This is a genomic window from Candidatus Aminicenantes bacterium (genome assembly GCA_026393795.1).
Lineage (GTDB): Bacteria > Acidobacteriota > Aminicenantia > UBA2199 > UBA2199 > UBA2199.
Map to the genome: position 1 here is coordinate 1 of JAPKZL010000284.1, position 25,030 is coordinate 25,030.

Sequence of the window (25,030 nt, forward strand, 5' to 3'; positions counted from 1 at the left end):
GGCGCGAATACGGCAGTTCGCTGTACGATTTTTCCTCGAAACCGATGGAAAACGTCTTGATGGGCACGGGTGAGATTTTCGCCATCATGGCCACGATGGCGCTGGAGTCGATGCCGCCCGACAGGAACGCGCCCAGGGGGACATCGGAGATCATGCGCAGGCGCACCGACTCCTCGAGCAGGCTGAGGAATTCCTCGCGCGCCGAAGCGAAATCGGGCCGCTGCTCGCGAAAAGGAACATCCCAGTACTCGCTGATGTTCAAGCGGCCGTTCTCGTAAACCAGGATGTGCCCGGCCGGCAATTTTTTAACGCTGGCCAGTATCGAATAGGGGGCCGGGACGTATTCCAGTGTAAGAAAAAAATCGAGCGCTTCACGGTCCACCGTACGGTCGATGCCCGGATAGGGAAGGATGGCTTTGATTTCGGAGCCGAAAACCAGGTTGCGGTTTTCTTTCAGGCAATAATACAAGGGCTTTTTCCCGATGTGGTCGCGGGCCAGGACCAGGCGATTGTTTTTTTGGTCGTAGATGGCGAAGGCGAACATGCCGCGCAGCTTTTTGACGAAATCCAGGCCGAATTCCTCGTAGAGGTTGACCACCACTTCGGTGTCGCTCTGGCTGCGGAAGATGCAGCCTCGCTGCTCGAGCTCCCGGCGCAATTCCTTGAAATTATAGACTTCGCCGTTGTAGGCGATCCAGGAGTTGCCCGATTGCGAGCACAGGGGCTGATGACCGGTGGAAAGGTCGATGATGCTCAACCGTCTGGTCGCCAGACCAACGCCGGCTTTATGGAAAAAACCGTCATCGTCGGGACCGCGGTGAACGATCCGGTCGTTCATCCGTTTCAGGGTCGTATCATCGGCCTCATTTTCAAACTGGAAAAAACCGCAGATACCGCACATCCATTCACCCTTTGCTTTTAGCGAAATGATGCGCGCGCCCAGCCGCGTTCCGGCCGGAAACGCGCGTTACAGAAATAGTTTTCTTAAACCGAATGCCTGCGGGGATGTTAAACCATCCCCGCTTCGATGAGCGCCGAATGCGTTCGCAATTATTTGAAACTTTTTATCGCGTCGTCCTCGTTCTGGAAGGTTTCAAAAACGGTGATAAGCTTGGTGACGCTCAGCAGATCCTTGACCTTGTTGGTCAGGTTGACGATCTTGATCGTGCCGCCCGCTTTTTTAAGGGTGGTATAGGAGCGAACGACCTCGCCCAGGCCGGTCGAGTCGAGGTAGGGAACTTCGGCGAAATTCAGCACCAGCTGCCTTTCGTTTTCCTTGATGGTGGCATCGATGGATTGCCTGAGTTCGTCGATTCCCTCGCCGCTCAGTATTTTCCCTTTCAAGTCAAAGATGATAACATTGCCTTTTTTTCTTTTTTCTATCTTCATATTGCTTCTCCTTGCCGTAGCGAAATATTTATATAACATATTAAAAGTGAAATTTCAATCTTTTTTTTTATTTCGCCATCTGCTCTTCGCCGCTGTCCTCGCAAGCCGGTCCGTTGGGGCACTGGGCGGCGCTGCGCTCCCATTGCAAGGTGCTATGGGCGATCTTGAAACGCTCGTGCAGCTCGCGGCTGGCTTGAGCAATCAGGGCATCGTCATCGTCGGCCGCGGCCTTGACCAGATGGGCGGTCAACGCGGTTTCGCTCGTGCTCATGGCCCAGATGTGCAGGTCGTGAACGGCGCTGACGCCGCAAAGATTGCGCAGGTAGGATTCGACGGCCCCGGGGTTGATGCCGTAGGGAACCGCGTCGAGAGCCAGGTCCAGCGATTCGCGTAAAAGCCCCCAGGTGCCGGTGAGGATAACCACGGCGATGAGCAGGCTCAAGACCGGATCGAGCCAGAGCCAGCCGCTCAGCAGCATCGCCACACCGGCGACGACGACGCCGGCCGACACGGCCGCATCGGCGGCCATGTGCAGGAAAGCGCCGCGGAGGTTGAGATCGCTTTTGCGCCCCGACATGAACTGCAACGCCGAAACCGAATTGACGATCACGCCCATGGCGGCCACAACAATGACCGTCTTGCCGGCCACCGGGGCGGGGTGAGCCAAACGCTTGACGGCTTCCCAGGCAATGGCGCCCACCGCCAGCAGCAGGATGACCGCGTTGAGCATGGCGGCCAGAATGGATGAGCTGTGCCAGCCGTAGGTGCGGCGCTGGGAGGGCTTGCGCCGCGACAGGGTGCTTGCCCCCCAGGCCAGCAGCAGCCCGACGACGTCGCTGAGGTTGTGCCCGGCGTCGGCCAGCAATGCCAGCGATCCGGAGAAAACCCCGAACAACCCTTCGCCGATGACGTAGGCGACATTCAGGGCGATGCCGATGGTGAAGGCCCGGTCGTGGGTGTCGGCGGATCCCTGGTGGTGGTGAATCATGCGGCCGAAAGCGCGGGCATCGTCTTAGATTTCGACTAGGCGGTAATCGGGATTGCCGAAACCGATTTCCCGGGCATAGTCGATCTGCACGCGGTAGGGAATGTCATAGGACAACTGCGAGAGGCGTTTACTGGTTTTCTTCTCCACCAGGTCGAGCGAGGCGGCGTCGAGAGCCACCGGGTCGAAAGCGATCAGCACGCCGATGTCGGGGGAGATTTTCTTGTATCCCCCCATGCAGTCGCAGTCCTTGCTGATGCGGTTTAAAAAACTGATGTACAGGGCTTTGCCGCGCTTGGCCAGGGCCACGCCCCAGGCGTGCTCGACGATCTTGCGCTGCAACTGCTCGTAGGTTTCGGACCAGTTGTAGCCGATGGCGTCGAAGCGGCAGACGGTCAGGCACTCGGCGCAGCCGATGCATTTTTTCTTGTCGATCTGGGCGATTCCATCGGCCAGGGTGATGGCTTGAGCCGGGCACCAGGTGACGCATGAGCCGCAGCCGGTGCACTTTTTTTTCTTGACAGAGGGGGTGGCGGTCGAATGCTGGGCCAGCTTGCCGCGGCGGCTCGAACAGCCCATGCCCATGTTTTTCAGCGCTCCTCCGAAACCCGACACCATGTGGCCGGTGAAATGCGAGACCAGCACCAGGGACTGGGCCTTGACGATCATCGAGGCGATCCTGACTTTTTGATAGAGCCGGCCCGGGATGCGCACCTCGGTTTCCTCGTCGCCAATCAGGCCGTCGGCCATGATCAGGGGGATCTGCGTGTTTTCAAAACCGAAACCATGGCGCTGGGCCAGCTCGATATGACCGACAGCGTTGGCGCGCAGGCTGCTGTACAAGGTGGCCGTATCGGTCAGGAATGGCCGCGCGTTTTTCTCCCTGACCAGTCCGGCCAGCATGGTGAAATTGAGCGGCCGGACATAGCCCTGGGTATTTTCCTCGCCGAAATGGGTTTTGAAAGCCACCAGGTCCCGCTCGCCGATGAAAGCGAGCCAGTCGTTGGCCTTGATCGCCTTGGCGAGCTTCTGACAGATCAGCTCGTCGGCTTCGTTGTCGGCGACGGGGATGAAAAAAACGTTCTCTTTCATGGGTTGTCCTGTACCTCTTTGGATGGTTTTCACCTGAGCGTGACGTTTTGAAATTCAAAATATAACTATTCCGGTATTGAAAGTCAATCCAACGCCAAATTTGCCGGGTGGACACTTTTGGCGGCAGCAAGCCAGGTTGGGGGAAATTTTGCTGGAAAAGCTCATTATTGCTTGACTTTTCATTTTCCCTATGTTACATCTTCTTTAGCAGGAGGTCCATATGAATAAAAAATACCTGGCTGAAGAAATCGCCAAGCGCATCTCTATAAAAAAATATGAGGCCTACAATTTTATCGACCTGTTCATTGAAGTCGCGTTGGAAAATCTTGGTCAAGGTCGCAAACTGGTCCTTTCCAAGTTCGGAACCTTGATCATCAAAAAGAAAAATAAAAAGAGGGTCATCAATCCGATCACCCGTCAGCCCATGATCATTGCCCCGACCAAAATAGTCAAATTCATCCCGGCGGAGAACTTGAAGCGCAAGTTTGAGGGAAATGGTTGAGTTCAATGAAGGGCATTTAAAACGGGTCGCTTTTCACCTGCTGACTTTTAAAAACCCAAGAGCCAGGCTCCATCTGCTTAAAAACAAGGTCAGCGCCGCCGATTTTTTTTGCCTGGGAGCGCGGCAGCTGGAGCTGATCGGTCTTCAGCCGGCCGAAATCAAGGCCATGAGCGAACGCGGCTGGGGTGTTGCCGAAAACGAGGTGGCGCGGCTGGAAAAAAATGGGCTGCAAATCATTTTCAGCGAGGAGGAAGACTTTCCTCCCTTGCTGGGACAAATCTACGATCCCCCCGACCTGATCTATTTTACCGGCAATCGGGAATTTTTGCGCAAGAAGAAGCTGGCCGTTGTCGGTTCGCGGCGCGGGGGCGCCTACGGCCAGAGCGCCTTGAACCGCATCCTGCCCGACTGCTGCCGGGCGGGGCTGGTCATTGTTTCCGGCATGGCCTACGGCATCGATTCCATGGCCCACAAGCTGGCGGTCAGGGAAAACAGCGGCACCATCGGCGTCAATGCCGGCGGCTTGCTGCATCTGTATCCCCAGGGCAATCTGGCCTTGATTAAAAAGATCATCGATTCTGGCGGCATCATCAGCGAATTTCCCCTGGACGTAATCCCGCGGCCGTTTCTCTTTCCCATCCGCAATCGCATCATCGCCGGTATTTCCCAGGCGGTTCTGGTCGTGGAAGCGGCGCTGCGCAGCGGTTCGCTGATCACGGCCAGGCTCGCCCTGGAGCAAAACCGCGAGGTGATGGCAGTCCCGGGCAACATCGATTCCTCCCTGAGCCAGGGGACGAATTACCTGCTGCAGCAAGGCGCCAAATTAATCCAAAACTCCGTTGATTTGCTCGACGAGTTCGGGCTGAGCTGCCCGCTGCGGCCGCGAAATGAGGCGGTGCTCTCTTTCAGGGAAAAGAAAATACTTGACTTGTGCGGGGAAAATGAGTTAAAAGGTATCGACTTTTTGGTGGATGCGCTCGATTGGCCGGCAGCGGAAATCATCTCGCTTTGCATGGGATTGGTTTTGAAAAATCTGCTGGTTGAAGAAACGGGCGGCTACCGAAGGATGGCGTATGGCTAAAAAAACGTTGGTGATTGTCGAATCTCCCGCCAAGTCGAATACGATCTCCAAGTATCTGGGCGACGGGTACATGATCGGGTCGTCGATGGGGCACGTCCGCGACCTGCCGGTCGAGGTCCTGGGAATTGACGTGAAGAACAATTACAAGCCTTTTTACGTCGATTTGCCCGGGAAAGCGCAGGTGATCAAGGATTTGCGCCAGCTGGCGCAAAAAGCGGACAAGATCCTGCTGGCGTCGGACCCGGATCGCGAAGGCGAAGCCATCGCTTTTCATCTGCAGGAAATTCTCAAAAAGGACAACGAGAATATCTTCCGGGTGCTTTTCAACGAAATCACCCGCTCCGCCATCCTGGCGGCGGTCGAAAATCCCTTGACCATCGACCCGCGCAAGGTCGATTCCCAGCAGATGCGCCGCTTGCTCGACCGCCTGGCCGGGTACAAGATCAGTCCGGTCCTGCAGAGAAAAATCGGCGGGCCGCTGTCGGCCGGGCGCGTGCAATCGATTGCCCTGAAACTGATCGTGGAAAGGGAAAAGGAAATCAGGGCCTTTGTTTCCGAAGAATACTGGACCGTCGCCGTCGAGCTGGAAGGAAGCCAGCCGCCCGCCTTTACCAGCAAGCTGGAAAAATGCGACGGCAAAAACGTGGCCATCGTCTCCGGCGATGCCTGCACAGTCGTTCTGGACGAATTAAGGGCCAATCCCTATTGCCTCGACCGCATCCAGAAGAAGCTGAAAAAACGCAAACCCCTGCCGCCGTTGATCACTTCGACCCTGCAGCAAGAGGCCTTCCGCCGCTTCAAGTTCCCGGTAAAGAAAACGATGCAACTGGCCCAGCAGCTGTACGAAGGGGTGAACATTCACGGCGGCGAGACCACCGGTTTGATCACCTACATGCGCACCGATTCCTTCCGCATCGCGGACCAGGCCCGCGACCAGGCCCGCGAGTGGATCGTCGCCAACCTGGGCAAGAAGTTTTACCCGGCCGCGGCCAACACCTTCAAGAAGAAAGCCAAAATCCAGGATGCCCACGAATGCATCCGTCCCACCACCCCCTTTCACGCCCCGGACGGCATCAAGGCCGATCTGAACCCGAGCCAGCTGAAGATCTACCAGCTGATCTGGGAGCGTTTTTTCGCCTCGCAGATGGCGGCGGCCGAAATCGAGGAAACCCAATTTGATGTCCGCAACGGCCGCTACCTGTTCGTGACCAAGGGCGAGATCGTCAAGTTCAAGGGCTTCCTGGCCATGGCCAAGGGCGAGAGCGAGCAGACCGTCCTGCCGCTGCTGCAGGAAAAGGAGATCCTGAAATTGCTCGCCAGCGACGACAAGCAGAATTTCACCAAACCGCCGGCCCGCTACAACGAGGCGTCGCTGGTGAAGGTGCTGGAGGAAAAAGGCATCGGCCGCCCCTCCACCTACGCCAAGATCATCGAGACGCTCAACAAGCGCGAATACGTGTACAGCGAGGAGAAGAAATTCGTTCCCACCGATTTGGGCATCAATGTCGTCGATTACCTGGAAGAGAATTTCAAGGACATCATGAACTTCAATTTCACCGCCGAACTGGAAAAGAAACTCGACCAGGTGGCCGAAGGCGAGCTGGACTGGGTGACCGGGATCGACCAGTTCTACAAGAAACTGGCGCTGGACCTGGCCAAGGTCAAGGACGGGAAAAAGGTGGAGCTGCTGACCGGGGAAAAATGTCCGAACTGCGGCGGCGGCCTGCTTAAAAAATATTCCCTTAAAACCAGGGGTTGGTTCATCGGCTGCTCCCGCTACCCGCAATGCACCTACACGGCGCGGGTCACGCTCAAAGACGAAAAGATCAGCCCCGACGAGATCCAGGAAAAGAAATGCCCCCTGTGCGCCAAGCCGTTGATCAAGAGGTATTCGCGCAAAACCGGGCAATACTTTATTGGCTGTTCGGGTTTTCCGGCCTGCACGCATATCGAGACCAGCCAGGAGGATTTGGGCGCCTGCCCCCAGTGCGGCAAGCCCCTGACCAAAAGATTCTCGCGCAAGACCAGGCGCTATTTTGTCGGCTGTACCGGTTACCCTGAATGCAGGTTCATCCAGAAAAGGTGAAAAGCACGGTCACCATTATCGGCGGCGGGCTGGCCGGCGTCGAGGCCGCTTACCAGATTGTCAAGCAGGGCGTGGCGGTGGAGCTGTTCGAGATGCGGCCGCAGGTGATGACCGAGGCCCACGGCAGCGGTTTCCTGGCCGAAATGGTCTGCAGCAATTCGCTGGGTTCCAATGAGATCACATCCGCATCCGGGCTGTTGAAGCGCGAATTGAAAATGCTCGATTCCTTTTTTCTGCGTCACGCCGAAAAATTCAAAGTCCCGGCCGGGAACAGCCTGTCGGTCGATCGCATGGAGCTGGCCGCGGCCATTACCGGGGAGTTGACCGCCCTGCCCGGGGTCACCGTCAGGCGCCAGGAGGTGAAGGAGATTCCCAGCCCCGCTTTCCCGCTGATCATCGCCAGCGGTCCATTAACCAGCCCCGATTTTGCCAAGACCCTTTCGGACCTGACCATGCGCAAGAACCTTTTCTTCTATGATGCCACCTGCCCGTTGCTCAGGGCCGAAAGCATCGATTTTGCCAAATTGTTCGCCGCCTCGCGCTACGAAAAGGGTGATGCCGATTTTTTCAACATCGCCCTTGACGAAGGGCAGTACGCCTCGTTCGTGCAGAACCTGGTGGCGGCGGAAACGGTGCAAGCTCGTGAATTTGAAAAAAACGCTTTTTTTGACGCCTGCCTGCCGGTAGAGGAAATCGCCCGTCGTGGAGCGCAATCGCTGGCTTTCGGCCCGCTGAAGCCCGTCGGCCTGATCGATCCGCGTAACCAGCGGCGGCCCTATGCCGTGGTGCAGTTGCGCCAGGATGATTTGAAAAAGGAATTCTACCAGCTGGTGGGATTTCAGACGCGGCTGAAGCATGGCGATCAGAAAAGAATTTTCCGCATGCTGCCCGGACTGGAGAATGCCGAGTTCGAACGCTTCGGGCGCATGCACCGCAATACTTATATCAACGCTCCCCTGATCATCAACCATTTTTCCCAGTATAAAAAAAATGAGCGGATTTACTTTGCCGGCCAGCTTTCCGGGGTGGAGGGCTACGTGGAATCGGTTGCCTCCGGCTTGTGGTGCGGCATTTCCGCCGGCCGGGCGGCGTCGGGAAAGCCCCTGCCGGCGCTCCCCGAAACGACGGCATTGGGTTCGCTGCTGGGATATATCGCCCATGCTGGCTGGAATGACTTCCGGCCCACCAAGTTCACTTTCGGACTGCTCGCCGATAACGGCGTGGAATGCAAGGACAAAAAAAGAAAGAAGGAGCTGAAAGCCGAACGAGCCGGCGAGGCGCTGGAACAATGGAAACGGAACTCGGCAACATAGACAATTACCTGGCTTATCTGCGCGAGATCAAAAAGTATTCCGCGCATACCGTCAAGGCCTACGGGATCGATATCCGTCAATTCTGCCGCTATTTTTCCGAAAACAAACTCCCGGTCAATGCGAACACGATCCGCGATTTCCTGGCATCCGTCTTTTCTCAAAGGAAAAACAAGGCCACGCTGGCCCGCAAAATTTATGCGGTCAAATCCTTCTACGCCTACCTGGTCAGGACCGGGGTGCTGAAGAGCAATCCGCTGGAGGGCACGGGCACGCCCAAGCTCGACCGCAAAATACCGCAGATCCTGACCGAAGGCGAGATGATGGAATTTCTCGACGCCTTGCCCGAAAAAAATTTTTTGCAACTGCGCAACAAGGCGCTTTTCGAGTTTTTGTACGCCACCGGCCTGCGCATTTCGGAATTGACCGAATTGAAAATCATTGACGTCCATTTCGGCGAACGGCTGGTGCGGGTCATGGGCAAGGGGAAAAAGGAGCGGCTCGTCCCCTTCCACGAACAGGCGGCCGGGGTGTTAACGCGCTATTTGCAGTGCCTGCGCAGCGACAAACGCTACCAGGGCGAACGGGTCTTCGTCAACGCCCGGGGCGGAGCCCTCAGCCAGCGTTCGGTGGAGCGCATCCTGCCGCAGGTCTACCGGCTGCTGAGCGGCTCCCAGCGTCCGATCTATCCCCACCTGCTGCGCCATTCGTTCGCCACCCACCTGCTGCAGCGCGGGGCGAACCTGCGCGTCATCCAGGAATTGCTGGGGCACGCCAACCTGGCCACCACCGAAAAATACACGACCTTGAATTTTGGCGACCTGCTCAAAACCTATAAGAAATTTCATCCCCGGGAAAATCCATGAAGCGCAAATGGCTTTTTTTTCTGCTGAAGTTCGTTTTCGGCTTCGGCCTGCTGTTCTATCTTGTGTTTTTCAGCGCCAAGCCGCGGGAAATCATCGTTGTTTTCAGCCACGCTTTCTGGCCCATGGCCCTGCTGGCTTTTTCCCTGCACAGTCTCGGCCTGTATTTTTCGGCCAAGCGCTGGAAGCTCATCCTCGATGAAAAAGGGGGCGGTTTTTCTTTCTGGCAATTGATCCAGTCGCTGCTGGTGGGGACTTTTTTCAATCATTTCCTGCCGACGCGGTTCGGCGGTGATGTCGTCAGGATCAGGGATACGCGCCACATCGAGCAGGGGCTGACCGCGTCGCTGGCGGTGGTGGTCTACGAGCGCATGAGCGGCATCGTGGCCCTGCTGTTGATGGCCATGTTTTCGTCGTTTTTAAAAATCGGCTTCATCAAGGAGCTTCCCCTGCTTTACGTTTCCCTGCTGGTCAGCATGGCCGGGATTGCGGTGTTGTGGCTGGCCTGGAAAATATTGCCGCGGGGATTCCTGGCCGGCATCGGCTGCCGGCGCCCGTGGCTGCAGAACGTCCTGTTGAAACTGGACATGTTCCACGGCATCATCCTCGATTTCCTGCAGCACAAACGCCTGTCGCAGAAGGTCTTCGGCTGGGCGTTCATCCTGCAGCTCAACGTGGTTGTTCATTATTTTTTCATCGGCCAGGCGCTGAAGATGACGCGCATCCCTTTCCTCGACTACTTTTTCTCCATTCCGATCCTGCTGTTCATCCTTTCCTTCCCGGTGTCGATCAACGGCATCGGCGTGCGCGATTTTTTCCTGATCAAGCTTTTCGTCTATTACGGCTATCCGGCTTCCTACGCCATCGCTTTTTCCATGCTCGATGTCGCCTTTAACCTGCTGCTGGGAATCGTCGGCGGCCTGATCTACATTTTTCGTAAAAAATGAAGCGAACGCTCATTACCATGGCCGTCGCCTGGGCGCTGATCTTTTCCAGCTCCCAGGAAAAACTGCGCGACATCAACCTCGAAATCCAGAAACTGACCGACCAGCTCGCAGCCAGCCGCCAGGAAAAGGCATCCATTTTGAATGACATTTACACCCTGGAACTGGAGATGGACGTGGCCGCCATCGAGGTGAACAAGCTCAATTTGCTGCTTTCCGACACCCAGGAAAAAATCGATCTCAAGCAAAAGGAAGAAGCCGAGCTGCGGGAAAAAGTCGCGCGCTCCCAGGAAAACGTCAAACGCATCCTGCGGGTCTTGTACAAGATGGGCGAACTGGGCTATGTCAAACTCTTCATCCAGATCGGAAACCTGGATCAACTGTTCAGGAATTACCGTCTGATCGTGGCCTTGATGGAGGACCGCGTGATTGAGATCAAGACCATCCGCCAGGGCATCGCCCGGCTGCAGAAAATCAAGGCCGAGCTGAAGACCGAGTTGGACCGCCTGTCCGGCTTGAAGGGCGAAAAGGCGGCCAAGCTGGGCCGCTTGAACCGATTGAAACAGGACAAGCTGGCCGTTATTTCCAGGATCAACCGTCAGCGCGACCTGAACGCCCAGCTGCTGGAGGAACTGAAAGAGGAAGAAGCGAAGCTGACCGATTTTCTGAATCAGAAAAGCGGATCGTTGGCGGCCGATAAAGTCAATTTCGCTTCCCGGCGCGGCAAACTGGCCTGGCCGCTCCAGGGCGACATCATCTCCGCCTTCGGGAAAAAAAAGAGCTCCCGCTTCAACACCTATACCTTCAACAACGGCATCGAGATCAAACCGCTGCATGGCGACGAAATCAAGGCAGTCCATGGCGGCGAGATTATTTTTTGCGACTACTTCAAGGGCTACGGGAATTTGCTGATCATCCAGCACCCGGGGAATTTCCATTCTCTCTACGGCCATTGCGAAAAATTTTTCAAAAAGCAGGGCGACCCGGTCGAACCCGGCGAAACGATCGCCCTGGCCGGCAATTCGGGCTCCTTGTACGGAAAATCCCTGTATTTTGAAATCAGGCAGAGCCTGAAGCCTCAGGACCCGTTGTCGTGGCTCGAGAAAAAGTGATAGAATCGCACCTTACGCCAGCAGAATGAAAAGCAAAAAAAAGAGCTCCAGCCATGCGGCGCCCAGGGCGGCCGCGATCTCCTTCATTATTTTCATCGTCGTCGCCCTGGCCACGGTGGTGCTGCTCGAATTTCTCGATTACCGGGCCGGCCGGTATTCGCTGATTTTCACCAAAGTCATTCCCTTGCGGCAAGCGCTGGGGACGAGCGACAAGTTCGACCGCGAATGGACCGAAACCCTGGTCCGCGACAAGGTCGAATTTGATTTTTTCAAGGACCGGGAGGGGATCGTCCATTTCAAGATCAAGGTGGCCGATGCCAACTACCTCCCCCTGGCAAAGGAACTCCATCAGCTGGTGGAAAAATACCGCGGCCTGTCCCGCCTGAGCGAGGTCCAAGGCATGAAGGAGCAGACCATTTATCTGTACCAGGTCCGCTTTGACCGGCAGCTCACCCATGTCATCCTGTTGAGCCGAAATTTTGCGAAGGCGGCTGAAGGCCCGGCCAAGGTCGAAGCGCCCGCTGCGGCGGTAAAAGCAAGCGCGACGAGCAAAAGTCCCCGCCTGGCCTTGATCATCGATGATGTCGGCTACACCGATTCGCTGGCCGAGCAATTGCGCGACCTGAACATCCCCCTGACCGCGGCCGTCATCCCCTCGGCTCCTTACGCCCTCGGCCAAGCCGAAAGGATACATGCCTACGGCCTGGAGGAGATCATCCATTTGCCGATGCAGCCTCAGGACCCGGCCAATCACCATCCCCGCGACGAGTTCGTCCTGAGCGATTCGAGCCCGGCCGAGATCGCCGCCCTGATCGAAAATGCCCAAGCCATGGTTCCCTACGCCCGCGGCATGAACAATCACATGGGCTCGCTGATCACTTCCGACCCCGAGGCGATGCAACGGGTGCTGGAACTGGTGAAAAAGACCGGACTGTTCTTCATCGATTCCAAGACCACTTATGAAACCGTCGCCTTTGCTCTGGCCCGGAGAATGCAGATCAAGACCGCCATCCGCGATATTTTTCTCGACGACGAGCAGAACTACATGTACACGAGCAACCAGATAAAAAACCTGGTCGAGCTGGCCCGCAAGAACGGGCATGCCCTGGCCATCGGCCATCCGTTCGCCTCGACTTTGGCCGCCCTGCGCGACGCCGTTCCCTGGCTGAAGCAGCAGAAAGTCGGGATCGTCTTTGCATCGCATCTCCTGGAATAATTCTTTCAATCAACTATTCATCCTCACTATGGTATGATGGGACAAAGGAGCAGGGGGGCGGCAACCGCCCATTTCCAGTCTGCGGCCGACCTGTGCGCTGTACAAGGAGGTGCGGAATGAAAGCACACGAAATAGGGTATCAAATTTATGGCGACGATATGCAGGTGGTGGAAGTGGAGCTGGATCCGGGCGAGACGGTGGTGGCCGAAGCCGGGGCCATGAACTGGATGGAAGATGGCATCACCTTCGAAACCAAGCTGGGCGACGGCTCCAAGCCCGAGGCCGGTCTGCTGGACAAGCTCCTGCAGGCAGCCAAGCGCACCATGACCGGCGAATCCATCTTTATGACCCACTTCAGTAACAGCGGCAGCACCAAGAAGCGCGTGGCCTTCGCCGCCCCCTATCCGGGCAAGATCGTCCCCATCGATCTGGCCGCCCAGGGCGGTGAACTGCTTTGCCAGAAGGACGCATTTTTGTGTGCCGCCCTGGGCATTGGCATCAACATCGCTTTCACCAAGCGCTTCGGTGCCGGCCTTTTCGGCGGCGAGGGCTTCATCCTGCAGCGTCTGCAAGGCGACGGCATGGTGTTTGTCCATGCCGGGGGAACGATCATCGAAAAGGAATTGAACAACGAGACCATCCGTGTTGACACCGGCTGCATCGTCGCCTTCACGCCGGCACTGGATTACGACATCGAAATGGCAGGCAATCTAAAATCCATGTTCTTCGGAGGTGAGGGCTTGTTCCTGGCCACGCTGAAGGGACGGGGTAAACTGTATCTCCAGACCCTGCCTTTCTCGCGGCTGGCTGACCGCATCATCAGTGCTTCCAAAGTCGGCTTGGGCCGTCAGAAGGATGAGGGGTCAGTGCTGGGTTCGCTGGGCAAGATTATCGGCGGCAAATAGTGTGACACGGCCTGGATGGTCCTGGCCGTCCAAAGGACAGGAAGGCTAGGTTGACAACAAACGTTTTTAGTAATAAAATAAGTATTCCAGTCAGGAGGAAAAATGGCATTAACAATTAATGATACCTGTATCAGTTGCGGCGCTTGCGAAGCGGTGTGTCCGACCAGTGCGATCTCCCAGGGCGACCAGTTTTACGTGATCGACGCCAGCAAGTGCGTCGAGTGCAAGGGCCATTTTGACGAACCCCAGTGCGCCTCGGTTTGCCCTACCGATTCCTGCGTTAAATAAATTTCTCAGTTTTTAAAATTATCCCCGGCCGCAGAATGGGCGGCACGGGCATAAGATGTGATTTTGGACGATCTAAAAACCAACCCGTTTAAAAAGTACGCCGTTAATTTCCTGCTGTTTTTCCTGACCCTGCTCGCCACCTTGGTCATCGGCGTTCAATACCATATCAGTTATCACTCGCTCACCCTTCCTGCCGGAAGCGGTTTTTTCACTTTTCTTTGGCGCCACCCGGCCGCCTGGCTGTGGGGCTTCGCCTATTCTTTTTCATTGCTGGGGATCCTGCTTGTCCATGAGCTGGGTCATTTTTTTGCCTGCCGTTTTCACCGCATCGAGGCCACCCTGCCGTTCTTTATTCCCGCCCCGACCCTGATCGGCACTTTTGGCGCATTTATCAAGATCAAATCGCCGTTTTCTTCCAAAAAAGCCCTTTTCGATGTGGGCCTGGCCGGTCCCCTGGCCGGATTTCTGGCGGCGCTGCCGGTTATATTCGCCGGCATTTCCCTTTCGCGGATCGTTCCAAAGGAATCGCTGCCAGCGGGCATTTCTCTGGGCGAACCGCTAATTTTCAAGCTGATCACCTGGCTCGTTCTAGGCCCGGCCGCCGCCCGTCAGGACATCCTGGTTCATCCCATGGCCTTTGCGGGCTGGTTCGGGCTTTTGGCCACCGCCTTCAATCTTTTCCCCATCGGCCAGCTCGACGGCGGCCATATCCTTCATGCTTTGGTCGGAAAAAAGTCATACCATGCCGGAGTGGCCTCGATCGTCATCATCGTGGTGCTGGGGATCTTCTGCTGGCAGGGGTGGCTTTTTTGGGCGCTGATCGTCACCATGGTCGGCTTGCGTCATCCTCCGATTTACGATGATGAAAAAATCGACACTAAGCGGAAAATCCTGGCCGGGCTTGCCCTGCTCATCTTCGTGCTTTCCTTCACCCCGGCGCCCATCGTGCTGGCCCCATAAACCGGGAAATGGCTTTGAAAATCGCCGGCGCCTGTGCTATGATTTCCTGATGAAGAAGGCCTTTGACCGCTATATCCTCAAGGAAATCGCCTCTCCATTCGCCGTCGGACTGCTGGTTTACACCCTCACCCTGCTGACCAATCAAATCCTCCTCCTTTCCAAGACCCTGATCGCCAAGGGCGCCAGCGCCGGCATGGTTTTCAAGATTCTGTTCTTCCTCCTACCCGACATGCTGTCGTTCACCATCCCCATGGCCACCCTCATGGGCGTTTTAGCCGGGATGAGCCGCCTGAGCTCGGATTCCGAAATCGTGGCCTTCCGGACCATGGGCATCCACAACCGCAAGATACTGAAGCCGGTGCTGTTGTTCTCGCTCGGCACCTGGCTGGTCTCTTCGTGGCTGCTCATGTTCCTGGCTCCCGAAACCAACTACCGTTTCAACAAGCTGTATACCGAGGTGGTGCTCTCGCAGACCATCTCGGGGATCAAGCCGGGCATCTTCTATCAGGACCTGCCTTTCCTGAGCCTCTATTTCCGTGACCAGGATCGCGACGGCGAATGGCAGGACGTGTTCCTGTGTTCGATGAAGAACCCCGAAGAGGACACGCTGATTTTCGCCAAAAGAGGGCGCTTCGATTACAAGCAGTTCCAGAAAGATAATTACATCGAGCTTTTTGACGGGGTCATCCACACCTATAAAAAGAAGGACCCGGCAAAATACGCCCTGACTTTTTTTTCCCAGAAGACGGAAATGATCAGCAACCTGGTCAACTTCCGCCAGAACCGGCGCAGCATGCAGCTGGTATTCCCCGAACTGGTCCGCCGGCTGCGGGAAAACCCGGGCGATGTGCTGCTGAGCCTTGAATTTCATAAAAAATTCGCCCTGCCCTTTGCCTGCCTGGCCCTGGGGTTCCTCGGCCTGTCGCTGGGAATTTCCACTAAGAAAGGAGGCAAAACCAGCGGTTTTGTCATCTCGCTGGGGATCATTTTCGTCTATTACGTGATGATGACCGCCAGCCGCAACATGATCGTCAAAAAAATCGTTTCCCCCTTCTGGGGTTCCTGGGCGCCGACTTTTTTCCTGGTGGCGGTCGGCATCCTGCTCTACCGCTTTGCGGCCAGGGAAAAAGAGATCAATTGGGAGAAGGTCGTTGCCTTCCGCTTGTGGCGCAAGGAGCGGTCCGGGTCGGCCGTTCCGGGAAAAGGCGGCTTGGGCAAGGGCTCATGGTCGCGTTGGCTGCCGCTGCGCATCCTCGACCGCTATGTGCTGCGGCGCATGCTTACGGTGTTCGCGCTGGTCTTTTCCTCGCTGCTGCTGGTTTTTTATATCATCAACATCCTGGAACTGATCGACAACGTCATCGAGAACAAGGTGCCCTTTTTCTATGTCTTGAAATACGATTACTACATTACCCCGGAGATCGTCACCATCATCCTCCCCATTTCCGTTTTGACCGCGGTGTTGCTGACCTTTTCATTGATGAGCAAGAACAACGAGGTCGTCGCGGTCCAAGTCAGCGGCATCAGTCTTTTGCGCCTGGCCCTGCCGGCCGTTTTTCTGGGGCTGTTCTTTTCGCTGTGCACCTATTTTATCCAGGAGAATGTCCTGCCCGAAGCGAACAAAAAATCGGGGCAGATACTGGACGTGATTCACAACCGCAAGTCGTTCACCGATGTCGAGTTCGCCCGCAACTGGCTGCTCGGGAAGGACAACCAGATCTATTTTTACAATTTTTATGAGAAGCGGAAAAAGCAGTTCGTCAATTTCAACATCCTTTATCTGAACCCCGATTTTTCGATCCAACGGCGGGTTTCGGCGCGAACGGCGCGCTGGCTGAGTGATAGCGAGCTGCTGCTGGGCAACGGTTTTGAAAGGAGTTTCCAGGACAATTTCCCGATCGCATACGCCACTTTCAGCGAGCGGAAGCTGGCCATCGCCGAAAGCAGGAGATTCTTCACCGACAGCGTCAGGTTTTCCAATACCATGAACAGCCAGGCGCTGAAAGGGTATATCGAATTCTTAAAAAAGAGCAGCAGCGATCCCCAGCGCTACCAGGCCCAGTTGTATTACAACTATGCCTTTCCTCTTTCGTCGCTGGTGATGGTCTTTATCGCCATCCCGTTTTCATTCCTGATGGGCAATCGCGGTGCGCTTTTCGGCATCGGCATCGCCGTGGGCATCTCCATGGTCTACTGGGGGACGCTGGGTATTTTCAGCTCCATGGGCTCGATGGCGGTGCTCTCGCCCCTGCTTTCGGCTTTCGCGCCGTTGCTCCTGTTCTCGGCCATCTCTTTCGTGCTGTTCCTGTATATCAAGACCTGAAGCGTCATCCGCTCCGATTCCGGTATGGGCCGTGTTTTCAAAACGGCCGAAAATGTGATAGAATTGAGCATCGTGATGACTGCATTCAGGAAGCAGAGGTGAAAAATGGAGAAAGAAGAGTTAAAAGCCAACCAAGACGCCCAGGAGCGCCGCGGCAAGAAAAAACCGTCGCCCAAAAAAAACAAACTGACCCTGGTTCCCCTGTACTGCAAGGGCTGCGGCTTGTGCGTCGATATCTGCCCGACCGGAACCCTGCAGCTGTACGACGATCCGAAAAATAAATTCGGCGCCTCGGTGATCATCGATGCTCCCGATTACTGTATCGGTTGTAAAATGTGTGAACTGCAATGCCCCGATTTCGCCATTTTCGTGAATTACGAGGAAGCAAAAAAAGAAGGTGCCCAATGAGCCAACGCAAGGTCTTGCAAGGCAACATCATCATCGCCAAGGCGGCGCTGGCCGCCGGCTGCGATTTTTTCGCCGGCTATCCCATCACCCCTTCCTCGGAGATCGCCCAGTACATGTCCAAGGAGATGCCGAAAATGGAGCGGACCTTTATCCAGATGGAGGACGAGATCGCTTCGCTGGGTGCTTGCATCGGCGCTTCCCTGGCCGGAAAAAAAACCCTGACGGCCACCTCCGGTCCGGGATTTTCCCTGATGCAGGAGCACATCGGCCTGGCGGTCATGGCCGAAGTGCCGGTCGTCATCGTCAATGTCATGCGCGGCGGCCCTTCCACCGGCATGCCCACCAAGCCGGCCCAGGCCGACATGATGCAGGCGCGCTGGGGCACCCACGGCGACCACCCGATCATCGCCCTGTACCCGGCTTTTTCCGAGGAGATTTTCAGCGAAACGGTGCGGGCTTTCAACCTGGCCGAAAAATACTGGAATCCGGTGATCTTGCTCCTGGATGAAGTCCTCGGCAAGGCCCACATGGACGTGGAGATCCCCGAACCGGGAAGTTATGACGTGTATTGGGAAAAGACCCACGAGATCAGCGATTTGAATATTTATGATCGCAAGCTCGGGGAAAACCCGCCCCGGATCGATTTTTTTCACGGCTACCCGATCCATATCGACAGTCTGGAGCACGACGCGCACGGCTGGCCTTCCTTCGATGCCAAGACGGTCGACAAGATGCAGAAACTGCGCATGCAGAAGATCTACCAGAACCTGGACGATATCATCAAGTACAAGGAATATTTCCTGGATGACGCCGAGGTCCTGGTCTTCAGTTTCGGCATCTCGGCCCGTTCCGCCCTGGCCGCCGTCAAAACGGCCCGCGAACAGGGAATCAAAGCCGGGCTGTTCCAGGCATTGACCGTGTGGCCTTTCCCCCGCGCCGCCATGCAGGAGCGGTTCAAGAAAACCAAGAAAGTGCTGACCGTGGAGATGAACATGGGGCAAATGAAATACGAAGTCGAGCGCATCGCCCCCGACGACGTGGAGAAGCAGACCCTGCTGCGCGCCAACGGCATGCCCTTCTCCCCCGACGAGGTCCTGGAAGCCATCAAGGAGTTTGCCAAATGAGAGACTACGAAAAATATATTCGTTACCGCACGTTTCCCACCCCCTGGTGCCCCGGCTGCGGGGACGGCGTGATCCTGAAGTCCATCGCCATGGCCTTTGCCGACCTGAAGCTCGACCCCGACAACATCGTCGTCGTCGCCGGCATCGGCTGTTCGGGCCGCATGCCTACGTACTTCAATACCAATACGCTGCACACCACTCACGGCCGCGCCTTGACCTTCGCCACCGGCATCAAGCTGGCCAAGCCGGAGAAACTGGTGGTGGTCATCTCCGGGGACGGGGACGCCACGGCCATCGGCGGCAACCACCTGATCCACGCCGCCCGGCGCAACATCGGCATCAAGATGATCCTGATCAACAACGGCATCTACGGCATGACCGGCGGTCAGGTCTCGCCGCTGACGCCGCCGAAGTTCTTCACCGAGACCACCCCCTACGGCAACATCGAGCCGCATTTCAACATCCGCAAACTTCTGACCGGGGCCGAAGCCTCGTTCGTGGCCCGGGAGACGGTCAACCGCCTGATGCAGCTGAAGCAGGTGATCAAGAAATCGTTCCAGCACAAGGGCTTCTCCGTGGTCGAGGTCATGAGCAACTGCCACGTCAATCTGGGCCGGCGCAACAAGATGAAGAGCCCGCTGGTCATGACCAAATACATCGAGGACATCACCATGCCCATGGCCGACTTCGAGAAGCTGACTCCCGAAGAACAGGCGCCCAAGTATCCGCTGGGGATCTTCGTGGAGAATACGGAACGCATGGAGTACACCGATCTCTACTACAACCACATCGTGCCCGTGGCCCAGCAGTCCGGCGCCAAGGGGGAAAAATGAAAAAATATGAAATACGCTACGGTGCCGTCGGCGGCCAGGGGATCATCACCGCCGGCGCGCTGCTGGTGGACATCGCCGTGGAGATGGAGAACAAATTCGCCATCGAAAGCCCCACCTACACCGCCGCCGTGCGCGGCGGCCCGACCAAGGTCGACGTCATCATCTCCGACGAGAAGATCGACTTCCCCCACGCGCAGGCCATCGATTTTTTCCTCTGCACCGACCAGCGGCCCTACGATATCTACAAGGATCGCCTGAAGGACGACGCCATCGTGGTGCTCGATTCCCACCTGGTGCGCGAGATCGGAGACACCAAGCACTGGAAAGTGTACCAGGTGCCCATCATCAACGAAACCAAGGTGGGGGCGGGAAACGTTGTGCTGACCTCGGTGGTCAGCCTGGCCGTCACCCAGAAGCTGACCAACGTGATCAGCTACGAGCACATGGTGGCGCACATCAAGCACTGGGCGCCGAAGGGCGCGGTGGAGATGAACCTGAAGGCCATCGAGGTCGGGATGAACCTGGTCAAATAGGATGAATTTTCCCGCCGTCGCCGAACAGATCGACCTGCTCAAAAAAGGGGCCGGGGAGATCATCAGCGAAGAAGACCTAGAGAAGAAACTCGCCCGCTCGCTGAAAACGAAAAAACCGCTGCTGGTCAAAGCCGGCTTCGATCCGACCGCGCCCGATATCCACCTGGGGCATACCGTCCTGATCCGCAAGATGAAGCATTTTCAGGACCTGGGGCACACGGTCGTCTTCCTGATCGGCGACTTCACCGGACTGATCGGCGATCCCAGCGGCAGGAACAAGACCCGTCCGCCGCTCAGCCGCGAAGAGATCGATGCCAATGCCCAGACCTACAAGGAACAGATCTTCAAGCTGCTGGATGCGAAAAAAACGGTGATCGATTTCAACTCGCGCTGGCTCGGCGCCCTCACTCCGGTGGAGATCATCAAGCTGACCGCGGCCTACACGGTGGCGCGCATCCTGGAGCGCGACGATTTTTCCAAGCGCTACAAGAACGGCGACCCGATCTCGGTCCATGAACTGCTGTACCCGCTGATGCAGGGGTACGATTCGGTGGCGTTGCGGGCCGATGTCGAACTGGGCGGGAGCGATCAGAAGTTCAACCTGCTGGTCGGGCGGGAATTGCAGCGCCATTACGGCCAGGAGCCGCAGGTGATCCTCACCATGCCCTTGCTCGAGGGACTGGACGGAGTGCAAAAGATGAGCAAAAGCCTGGGCAACTATATCGGCGTCAATGAGCCCGCGGCCGAGATCTTCGGCAAGGTCATGTCGATCAGCGATGAATTGATGTTCCGCTATTACGAGTTGCTGACCGACACGCCGGCCAGGGAGATCACCCGGTTGAAGCAGGAGATTGGCGCCGGCAGGCTCAATCCCATGCAGGTCAAGATCGATTTGGCCAAATCCATCATCGCCGATTTCCATTCCCCGGCGCATGCCGCCGCGGCCGAGAAAGAATTCATCCGGGTTTTCAGGAACAAGGAAACGCCCGACGACGCGCTGCCCCTGAAACTGGAAGCCGACGAAACGCTGGTCGATTTCATCGTCCGCAACGGCATCCTCTCCTCGCGCGGGGAAGTCAAACGCATCCACGCCCAGGGAGGCATCTACCTGGACAACGAGCGCCCCGCAGAGATCGCGTTCACGCTGAAAAAAGGACAATCCTACCTGCTGAAGATCGGCAAAAGAAAATTCATTAAAATCAATTAAGCAGTTAGAGCCTTATAGCAAATTCTAAAATTTGTTCTAAAAAGCTAATAAATTTTAGAATTTGCTATCTAAGGCTCTTATCCAGCTCTGCTGGGTCAGATCGTCGCAAAAATCCGCTTGGCTTCGTGGGAGACCCGCATGTGGGGGTCTTTGGTCATCCTGAGGATATACTCCTTGACCTGCTCGCGATTCAATTTGGCCAAGGCTTCCAGGAGCTTCATGCGGACTTCGACGTTGGCGTCGGCCAGCAATGTTTCGCAGCTTTCCAGCAGCAGCGGGCTTTGCCGGTTGCCCAGAATTTCAACGATCGCCGCCCGCACGTACCACAGGGAATGCGGCAGCTGCTTGAGCAGTTTGCCTTCATCGATCCCGGGGCGCACCGACAGCTCCTTGACGATCAATTCCCTGGTTTTCAGGTTGTCCTCTCCCAGCATGGAAATCAGCAGGTCCTCGCCGGACTGGTTGGTCTCGCTGATGATGTTTTTAACCGTGGCCAGTCTTTTTTCCAAATTCTGCTTTTTGAGCAACTCCCGTTTCGGGAAGAAACCGAATGCGGTGTCGAAGCCGCGCTCGCTCAGGGCTTTCTTGCAGGCCATGTACACCGAGCTGTCCGGGTGCTGCAAAAAACTGCCGTAAAATGCCCGGTCTTGGAATTTTAATTCGCGCAGGATCTTCAAGGCGCAGGCCAGGCACTTGGAAGAGATGTCCTTGGTGAGTGCGACTTCCTTTAAAAATTCGATGCGCTTGCCTTTGTCCATCTGGGCGAATTGCTCGGTTTTCAGGAATTTCACCTGGCTGGCCGGCGACAGCTTTAAAAAATCGGTGAGCATGGCGTCACTGCAGCTTGCCGAGCAGGTGCCCCATTTTCTCTTTCTTGGTTTTCATGTAGGCCAGGTTTTCCTTGTTGGGCGCGACTTCCAGGGGGATGCGCTCGGCGATTTCCAGTCCATAACCGGCCAGGGCGATGTACTTGGCCGGGTTGTTGGTGATCAATTTCAGCTTTTTCAGCCCCATGTGGCGCAGGATCTGGGCGCCGATCCCGTAATCGCGCTGGTCGGCCTTGAAGCCGAGCTTGACGTTGGCCTGGATGGTGTCCAGCCCCTCCTCTTGCAGCCTGTAGGCCTTGATCTTGTTGAGCAGGCCGATGCCGCGCCCCTCCTGGTTGACCAGGTAGAGCAGGACGCCCCGCTTTTCCCGGCTGATCATTTCCATGGCGTATTGCAGCTGCTTGCCGCAATCGCAGCGCAGCGAGGCGAACGTATCCCCGGTCAGGCATTGGGAATGGACCCTGACCAGCACGGCTTCATCTCCGCTCAAATCGCCCTGGGTCAAGGCGATGTGCGTCTCCTGCTGGATGTGGTCGACGAAAGCGTGGATGGAGAACTCCCCCCAGCGGGTGGGCAGCTTGGCTTCGGCCACCATTTCGACCAAGGAGTCGGTGCTGACCCGGTACTTGATGATCTCTTCAACGGTGATGATCGGGATGGAGAATTTTTTTGAGAATTCGATCAGATCGGGCATCCGGGCCATGGTGCCGTCTTCCTTCATGATCTCGCAGATGACGCCGGCCGGGTAAAGGCCGGCGATCTTGGCCAGGTCGACCGACGCTTCGGTTTGCCCGGTTCGCACCAGTACGCCGCCGTCCCTGGCCCGCAATGGGAAAATATGGCCGGGGCGCGAGAGGTCCTGGGGCGTGGTCGTTTCGGCGATCAGGCACTGGATGGTGACGGCGCGGTCATAGGCGGAAATCCCGGTGGTGGTATTGCGCTTGGCGTCGACCGAAACGGTGAACGGGGTTTGGAAGTGCGAGGTATTGTCGTGGACCATCAGCGGCAGGTCGAGTTCATCGCTGCGTTTTTCGGTCAGGGAGACGCAGATCAAGCCGCGGGCCTCCTTGGCCATGAAATTGACGCTTTCCGCCGTGACCTTTTCGGCGGCGATCATCAGGTCGCCCTCGTTCTCGCGCTGCTCGTCATCGACGATGATGAGCATTTTCCCCTCTTTCAGGGTGGCGACGGCTTCGGGGACGGTAATGGTCATTTATCTTATCCTGCCTTGATTTGCCATTTTCACCGCCATTATATGGCAAACGAATATGCAAGGCAAGCAAATGCTGTTTTCAACCTAACATAAATCAATATTTTTCTGGAATTTTATGATTTATCTGCAAACAATATAAGGAACCTGATTTTTAAATCGAACCGGATATGGCGTTTATCCTGGAATGTTAAAAAGGTTCAGGCGCATACCAAGATCCGTATCCTTTCTTATTTTGTTATGGACAACCAATACCATGTAGCGCTACAGCAGGGCTCACTAAGCTACAAGATTTCAAGAATACAAGAACCGTCCCTCGATTCCCGATTCCACGAGACCGAAACTGAAAAGATGTATTCGAGTTTCCAGATGTGAGAGCATGATGAGAAGATCATCGTGTTGCCCCAAAAAAATGCAAACTAAAAAGGTTTGTTAAAACTGATTTAAAACTATTCCTTTGCGCAATTCTTATTGTTGTTCTTCAAGGATCGCATTCACGTGATCTTGGTCGAGAGAATACCAGGAGCCAGTGGCTGCATCGATAATAACGGGAACAAGGCCAGCCAAAATATCAAGGATGATCCAGCCTGCACCAACGGAACTTGAAATGTTTCGAGTGACTGTTTCATAACCCTCTTTTTTAAATTCGAGAGTATAGGTCTTGCTGGACTTCAACCGTAAAGTGATCGGGGTTTTCCCAAATAGCTCGCCATTGACATAAACCTTTGCTCCAGATGGATCGGAAGAAGCATCGAGGCTGCTGTTACTGCCTTTGAAAATTGCAGCACAACCAGAAAAAGCAATAGAGATGCAGACCAATAGCATGACAGTTACGATTTTTCTCATTGTTACTCTCCTTATAATTTTTGCAGTTGATTTTAATCACTTGCTGATAAAAATAATAATAGCAATTCAGAATAAATTTTCAAGTGAAGTAAGCATTTTATCGGTCAAAAAAACTATAAAATTTTTCATGGGCCAAAAAAAGGCCCAAATCGGTTTCGACTTGGAATTGAAAAACTAGGAAACGCTGTGTTGGCAAGCGCACCCGGCAAGGCTCGAACCTGCAGCCTGCCCCGTCCCGATCGAAAACGAGATGAAGAAACTATACCCGAGCTACGAGGTCTGGGACCCGGAGAACAAGATCATCGAGTTCCCAATTAGAATTGGTAGCTGACGGTTACTATTTAATGAAACAAGCGATATCAGAGCTGTCTAAAACATCGACATTGTCTTTTAATTCACTATAGACACCATGATTGAGAGTTAGAAGAACAACTTGGATCCCCTGTCTCCTCGCAAGTTTTATCGCCGGAATAAAATCGGAATCTCCAGTTACAATAATTATTCTATCGGCGATGTGTTGGTAGCTTATCCATGCGATATCTATTCCAATTTTAATGTCGACTCCTTTTTGATGGATGTCGTATTTATAATCACTTTCCTTAAATGCACCGCTTGTACTTGGCTTGACATTTTCCCTTAGTTTCCATCCTTTTACACTTAATTTCCCCTCCCTTACAGCAAAAAAATCTGTTCTCTTTAATTCATGCAGTAGTTTAATTCCATTGGCATATTCTTTCGATGATTTTAAATTGATTTTTTTTAGAGAGATCGGGTTGGTGAGTGTTTCATCTGAAGGAGGACAATCATAATAATACACTCGAAGCAAGTCGAAGTCTTTTGCATGCTTATCGTGAACATTTTTTATAAATTCTTGGACCTTTTTTGCATTTGTTGGAGCCTTTTTTTTTGGTTCAAACTTTTTTTTAAAAAATCCCCCATCAATCATTATGATCGATTTACTCATTTTCTCTCCAAAAAAAAAGGCC

25 protein-coding genes are annotated in these 25,030 nt (G+C 55.2%); 17 read left to right on the forward strand and 8 right to left on the reverse strand.

Features of this window, described 5'->3' with window-relative positions:
- The 4 genes from asnB to NTW95_13685 form a co-directional block, all read right to left on the reverse strand.
- Positions 1–901 (reverse strand): asparagine synthase (glutamine-hydrolyzing) (gene asnB, locus NTW95_13670; protein ID MCX6558455.1); only part of this gene is annotated, 901 nt, incomplete at its 3' end.
- A 149-nt stretch (positions 902–1,050) separates the two neighbouring features.
- The gene (locus NTW95_13675; GenBank protein MCX6558456.1) at positions 1,051–1,389 is read right to left on the reverse strand and encodes an STAS domain-containing protein; all 339 of its coding nucleotides are present in this window, start codon (positions 1,387–1,389) and stop codon (positions 1,051–1,053) included.
- Positions 1,390–1,456: 67 nt separating this feature from the next.
- On the reverse strand, positions 1,457–2,377 hold the full coding sequence (locus tag NTW95_13680; GenBank protein MCX6558457.1) for a cation diffusion facilitator family transporter: 921 nt from the start codon (positions 2,375–2,377) through the stop codon (positions 1,457–1,459).
- Positions 2,378–2,401: 24 nt separating this feature from the next.
- A complete protein-coding gene (locus tag NTW95_13685; GenBank protein MCX6558458.1) occupies positions 2,402–3,466 on the reverse strand; it encodes a DUF362 domain-containing protein in 1,065 nt (354 codons plus the stop codon).
- Positions 3,467–3,686: 220 nt separating this feature from the next.
- On the opposite strand from NTW95_13685, the gene NTW95_13690 reads away from it, so the two are divergent.
- The 17 genes from NTW95_13690 (at position 3,687) to tyrS (ending at position 21,161) form a co-directional block, all read left to right on the forward strand.
- A complete protein-coding gene (locus NTW95_13690; protein ID MCX6558459.1) occupies positions 3,687–3,968 on the forward strand; it encodes an HU family DNA-binding protein in 282 nt (93 codons plus the stop codon).
- The gene (gene dprA, locus NTW95_13695) at positions 3,961–5,049 is read left to right on the forward strand and encodes a DNA-processing protein DprA (GenBank protein ID MCX6558460.1); all 1,089 of its coding nucleotides are present in this window, start codon (positions 3,961–3,963) and stop codon (positions 5,047–5,049) included. Before NTW95_13690 ends, dprA begins: the two co-directional genes overlap by 8 nt.
- Positions 5,042–7,135, forward strand: a complete 2,094-nt coding sequence (topA, locus tag NTW95_13700; GenBank protein MCX6558461.1) for a type I DNA topoisomerase — start codon at positions 5,042–5,044, stop codon at positions 7,133–7,135. Before dprA ends, topA begins: the two co-directional genes overlap by 8 nt.
- Positions 7,111–8,448: a methylenetetrahydrofolate--tRNA-(uracil(54)-C(5))-methyltransferase (FADH(2)-oxidizing) TrmFO gene (gene trmFO, locus NTW95_13705; protein ID MCX6558462.1), complete on the forward strand. Its 1,338-nt coding sequence runs from the start codon at positions 7,111–7,113 to the stop codon at positions 8,446–8,448. Before topA ends, trmFO begins: the two co-directional genes overlap by 25 nt.
- Entirely contained in the window at positions 8,424–9,311 is an 888-nt protein-coding gene (locus NTW95_13710; GenBank protein MCX6558463.1) for a tyrosine recombinase XerC, read from the forward strand. The genes trmFO and NTW95_13710 overlap by 25 nt, the downstream gene beginning before the upstream one ends.
- Positions 9,308–10,255, forward strand: coding sequence for a lysylphosphatidylglycerol synthase transmembrane domain-containing protein (locus NTW95_13715; protein MCX6558464.1), 948 nt, complete (start codon positions 9,308–9,310; stop codon positions 10,253–10,255). Before NTW95_13710 ends, NTW95_13715 begins: the two co-directional genes overlap by 4 nt.
- Entirely contained in the window at positions 10,252–11,364 is a 1,113-nt protein-coding gene (locus tag NTW95_13720; protein ID MCX6558465.1) for a peptidoglycan DD-metalloendopeptidase family protein, read from the forward strand. The genes NTW95_13715 and NTW95_13720 overlap by 4 nt, the downstream gene beginning before the upstream one ends.
- A gap of 25 nt (positions 11,365–11,389) precedes the next feature.
- On the forward strand, positions 11,390–12,580 hold the full coding sequence (locus NTW95_13725; GenBank protein ID MCX6558466.1) for a divergent polysaccharide deacetylase family protein: 1,191 nt from the start codon (positions 11,390–11,392) through the stop codon (positions 12,578–12,580).
- A 116-nt stretch (positions 12,581–12,696) separates the two neighbouring features.
- Positions 12,697–13,485, forward strand: coding sequence for a TIGR00266 family protein (locus tag NTW95_13730; GenBank protein ID MCX6558467.1), 789 nt, complete (start codon positions 12,697–12,699; stop codon positions 13,483–13,485).
- A gap of 102 nt (positions 13,486–13,587) precedes the next feature.
- Complete coding sequence (locus NTW95_13735; GenBank protein MCX6558468.1) at positions 13,588–13,773, forward strand: YfhL family 4Fe-4S dicluster ferredoxin; 186 nt, start codon at positions 13,588–13,590, stop codon at positions 13,771–13,773.
- 63 nt (positions 13,774–13,836) lie between these two features.
- A complete protein-coding gene (locus NTW95_13740; protein MCX6558469.1) occupies positions 13,837–14,733 on the forward strand; it encodes a site-2 protease family protein in 897 nt (298 codons plus the stop codon).
- Between the two features lie 49 nt (positions 14,734–14,782).
- Positions 14,783–17,056, forward strand: a complete 2,274-nt coding sequence (locus NTW95_13745; GenBank protein ID MCX6558470.1) for an LptF/LptG family permease — start codon at positions 14,783–14,785, stop codon at positions 17,054–17,056.
- A gap of 105 nt (positions 17,057–17,161) precedes the next feature.
- Positions 17,162–17,464, forward strand: a complete 303-nt coding sequence (locus tag NTW95_13750) for a 4Fe-4S dicluster domain-containing protein (protein MCX6558471.1) — start codon at positions 17,162–17,164, stop codon at positions 17,462–17,464.
- Positions 17,461–18,588 carry a 2-oxoacid:acceptor oxidoreductase subunit alpha gene (locus NTW95_13755; protein MCX6558472.1) on the forward strand — a complete coding sequence of 376 codons (1,128 nt, stop codon included), beginning with the start codon at positions 17,461–17,463 and terminating at the stop codon, positions 18,586–18,588. Before NTW95_13750 ends, NTW95_13755 begins: the two co-directional genes overlap by 4 nt.
- Complete coding sequence (locus tag NTW95_13760) at positions 18,585–19,421, forward strand: thiamine pyrophosphate-dependent enzyme (GenBank protein MCX6558473.1); 837 nt, start codon at positions 18,585–18,587, stop codon at positions 19,419–19,421. Before NTW95_13755 ends, NTW95_13760 begins: the two co-directional genes overlap by 4 nt.
- Complete coding sequence (locus NTW95_13765) at positions 19,418–19,954, forward strand: 2-oxoacid:acceptor oxidoreductase family protein (protein MCX6558474.1); 537 nt, start codon at positions 19,418–19,420, stop codon at positions 19,952–19,954. Before NTW95_13760 ends, NTW95_13765 begins: the two co-directional genes overlap by 4 nt.
- Before the next feature lies 1 nt (position 19,955).
- The gene (gene tyrS, locus NTW95_13770; protein ID MCX6558475.1) at positions 19,956–21,161 is read left to right on the forward strand and encodes a tyrosine--tRNA ligase; all 1,206 of its coding nucleotides are present in this window, start codon (positions 19,956–19,958) and stop codon (positions 21,159–21,161) included.
- A gap of 95 nt (positions 21,162–21,256) precedes the next feature.
- On the opposite strand, the gene NTW95_13775 is transcribed toward tyrS, so the two are convergent.
- The 4 genes from NTW95_13775 to NTW95_13790 all read right to left on the reverse strand — a co-directional run bounded on the left by NTW95_13775 (position 21,257) and on the right by NTW95_13790 (position 25,008).
- Positions 21,257–21,991 carry a HEAT repeat domain-containing protein gene (locus NTW95_13775; protein ID MCX6558476.1) on the reverse strand — a complete coding sequence of 245 codons (735 nt, stop codon included), beginning with the start codon at positions 21,989–21,991 and terminating at the stop codon, positions 21,257–21,259.
- Positions 21,992–21,995: 4 nt separating this feature from the next.
- Positions 21,996–23,201 carry a bifunctional 3,4-dihydroxy-2-butanone-4-phosphate synthase/GTP cyclohydrolase II gene (locus tag NTW95_13780; GenBank protein ID MCX6558477.1) on the reverse strand — a complete coding sequence of 402 codons (1,206 nt, stop codon included), beginning with the start codon at positions 23,199–23,201 and terminating at the stop codon, positions 21,996–21,998.
- Positions 23,202–23,666: 465 nt separating this feature from the next.
- Entirely contained in the window at positions 23,667–24,044 is a 378-nt protein-coding gene (locus tag NTW95_13785; protein ID MCX6558478.1) for a PEGA domain-containing protein, read from the reverse strand.
- A gap of 337 nt (positions 24,045–24,381) precedes the next feature.
- A complete protein-coding gene (locus NTW95_13790; GenBank protein MCX6558479.1) occupies positions 24,382–25,008 on the reverse strand; it encodes an NYN domain-containing protein in 627 nt (208 codons plus the stop codon).
- Between the last annotated feature and the right edge of the window lie 22 nt (positions 25,009–25,030).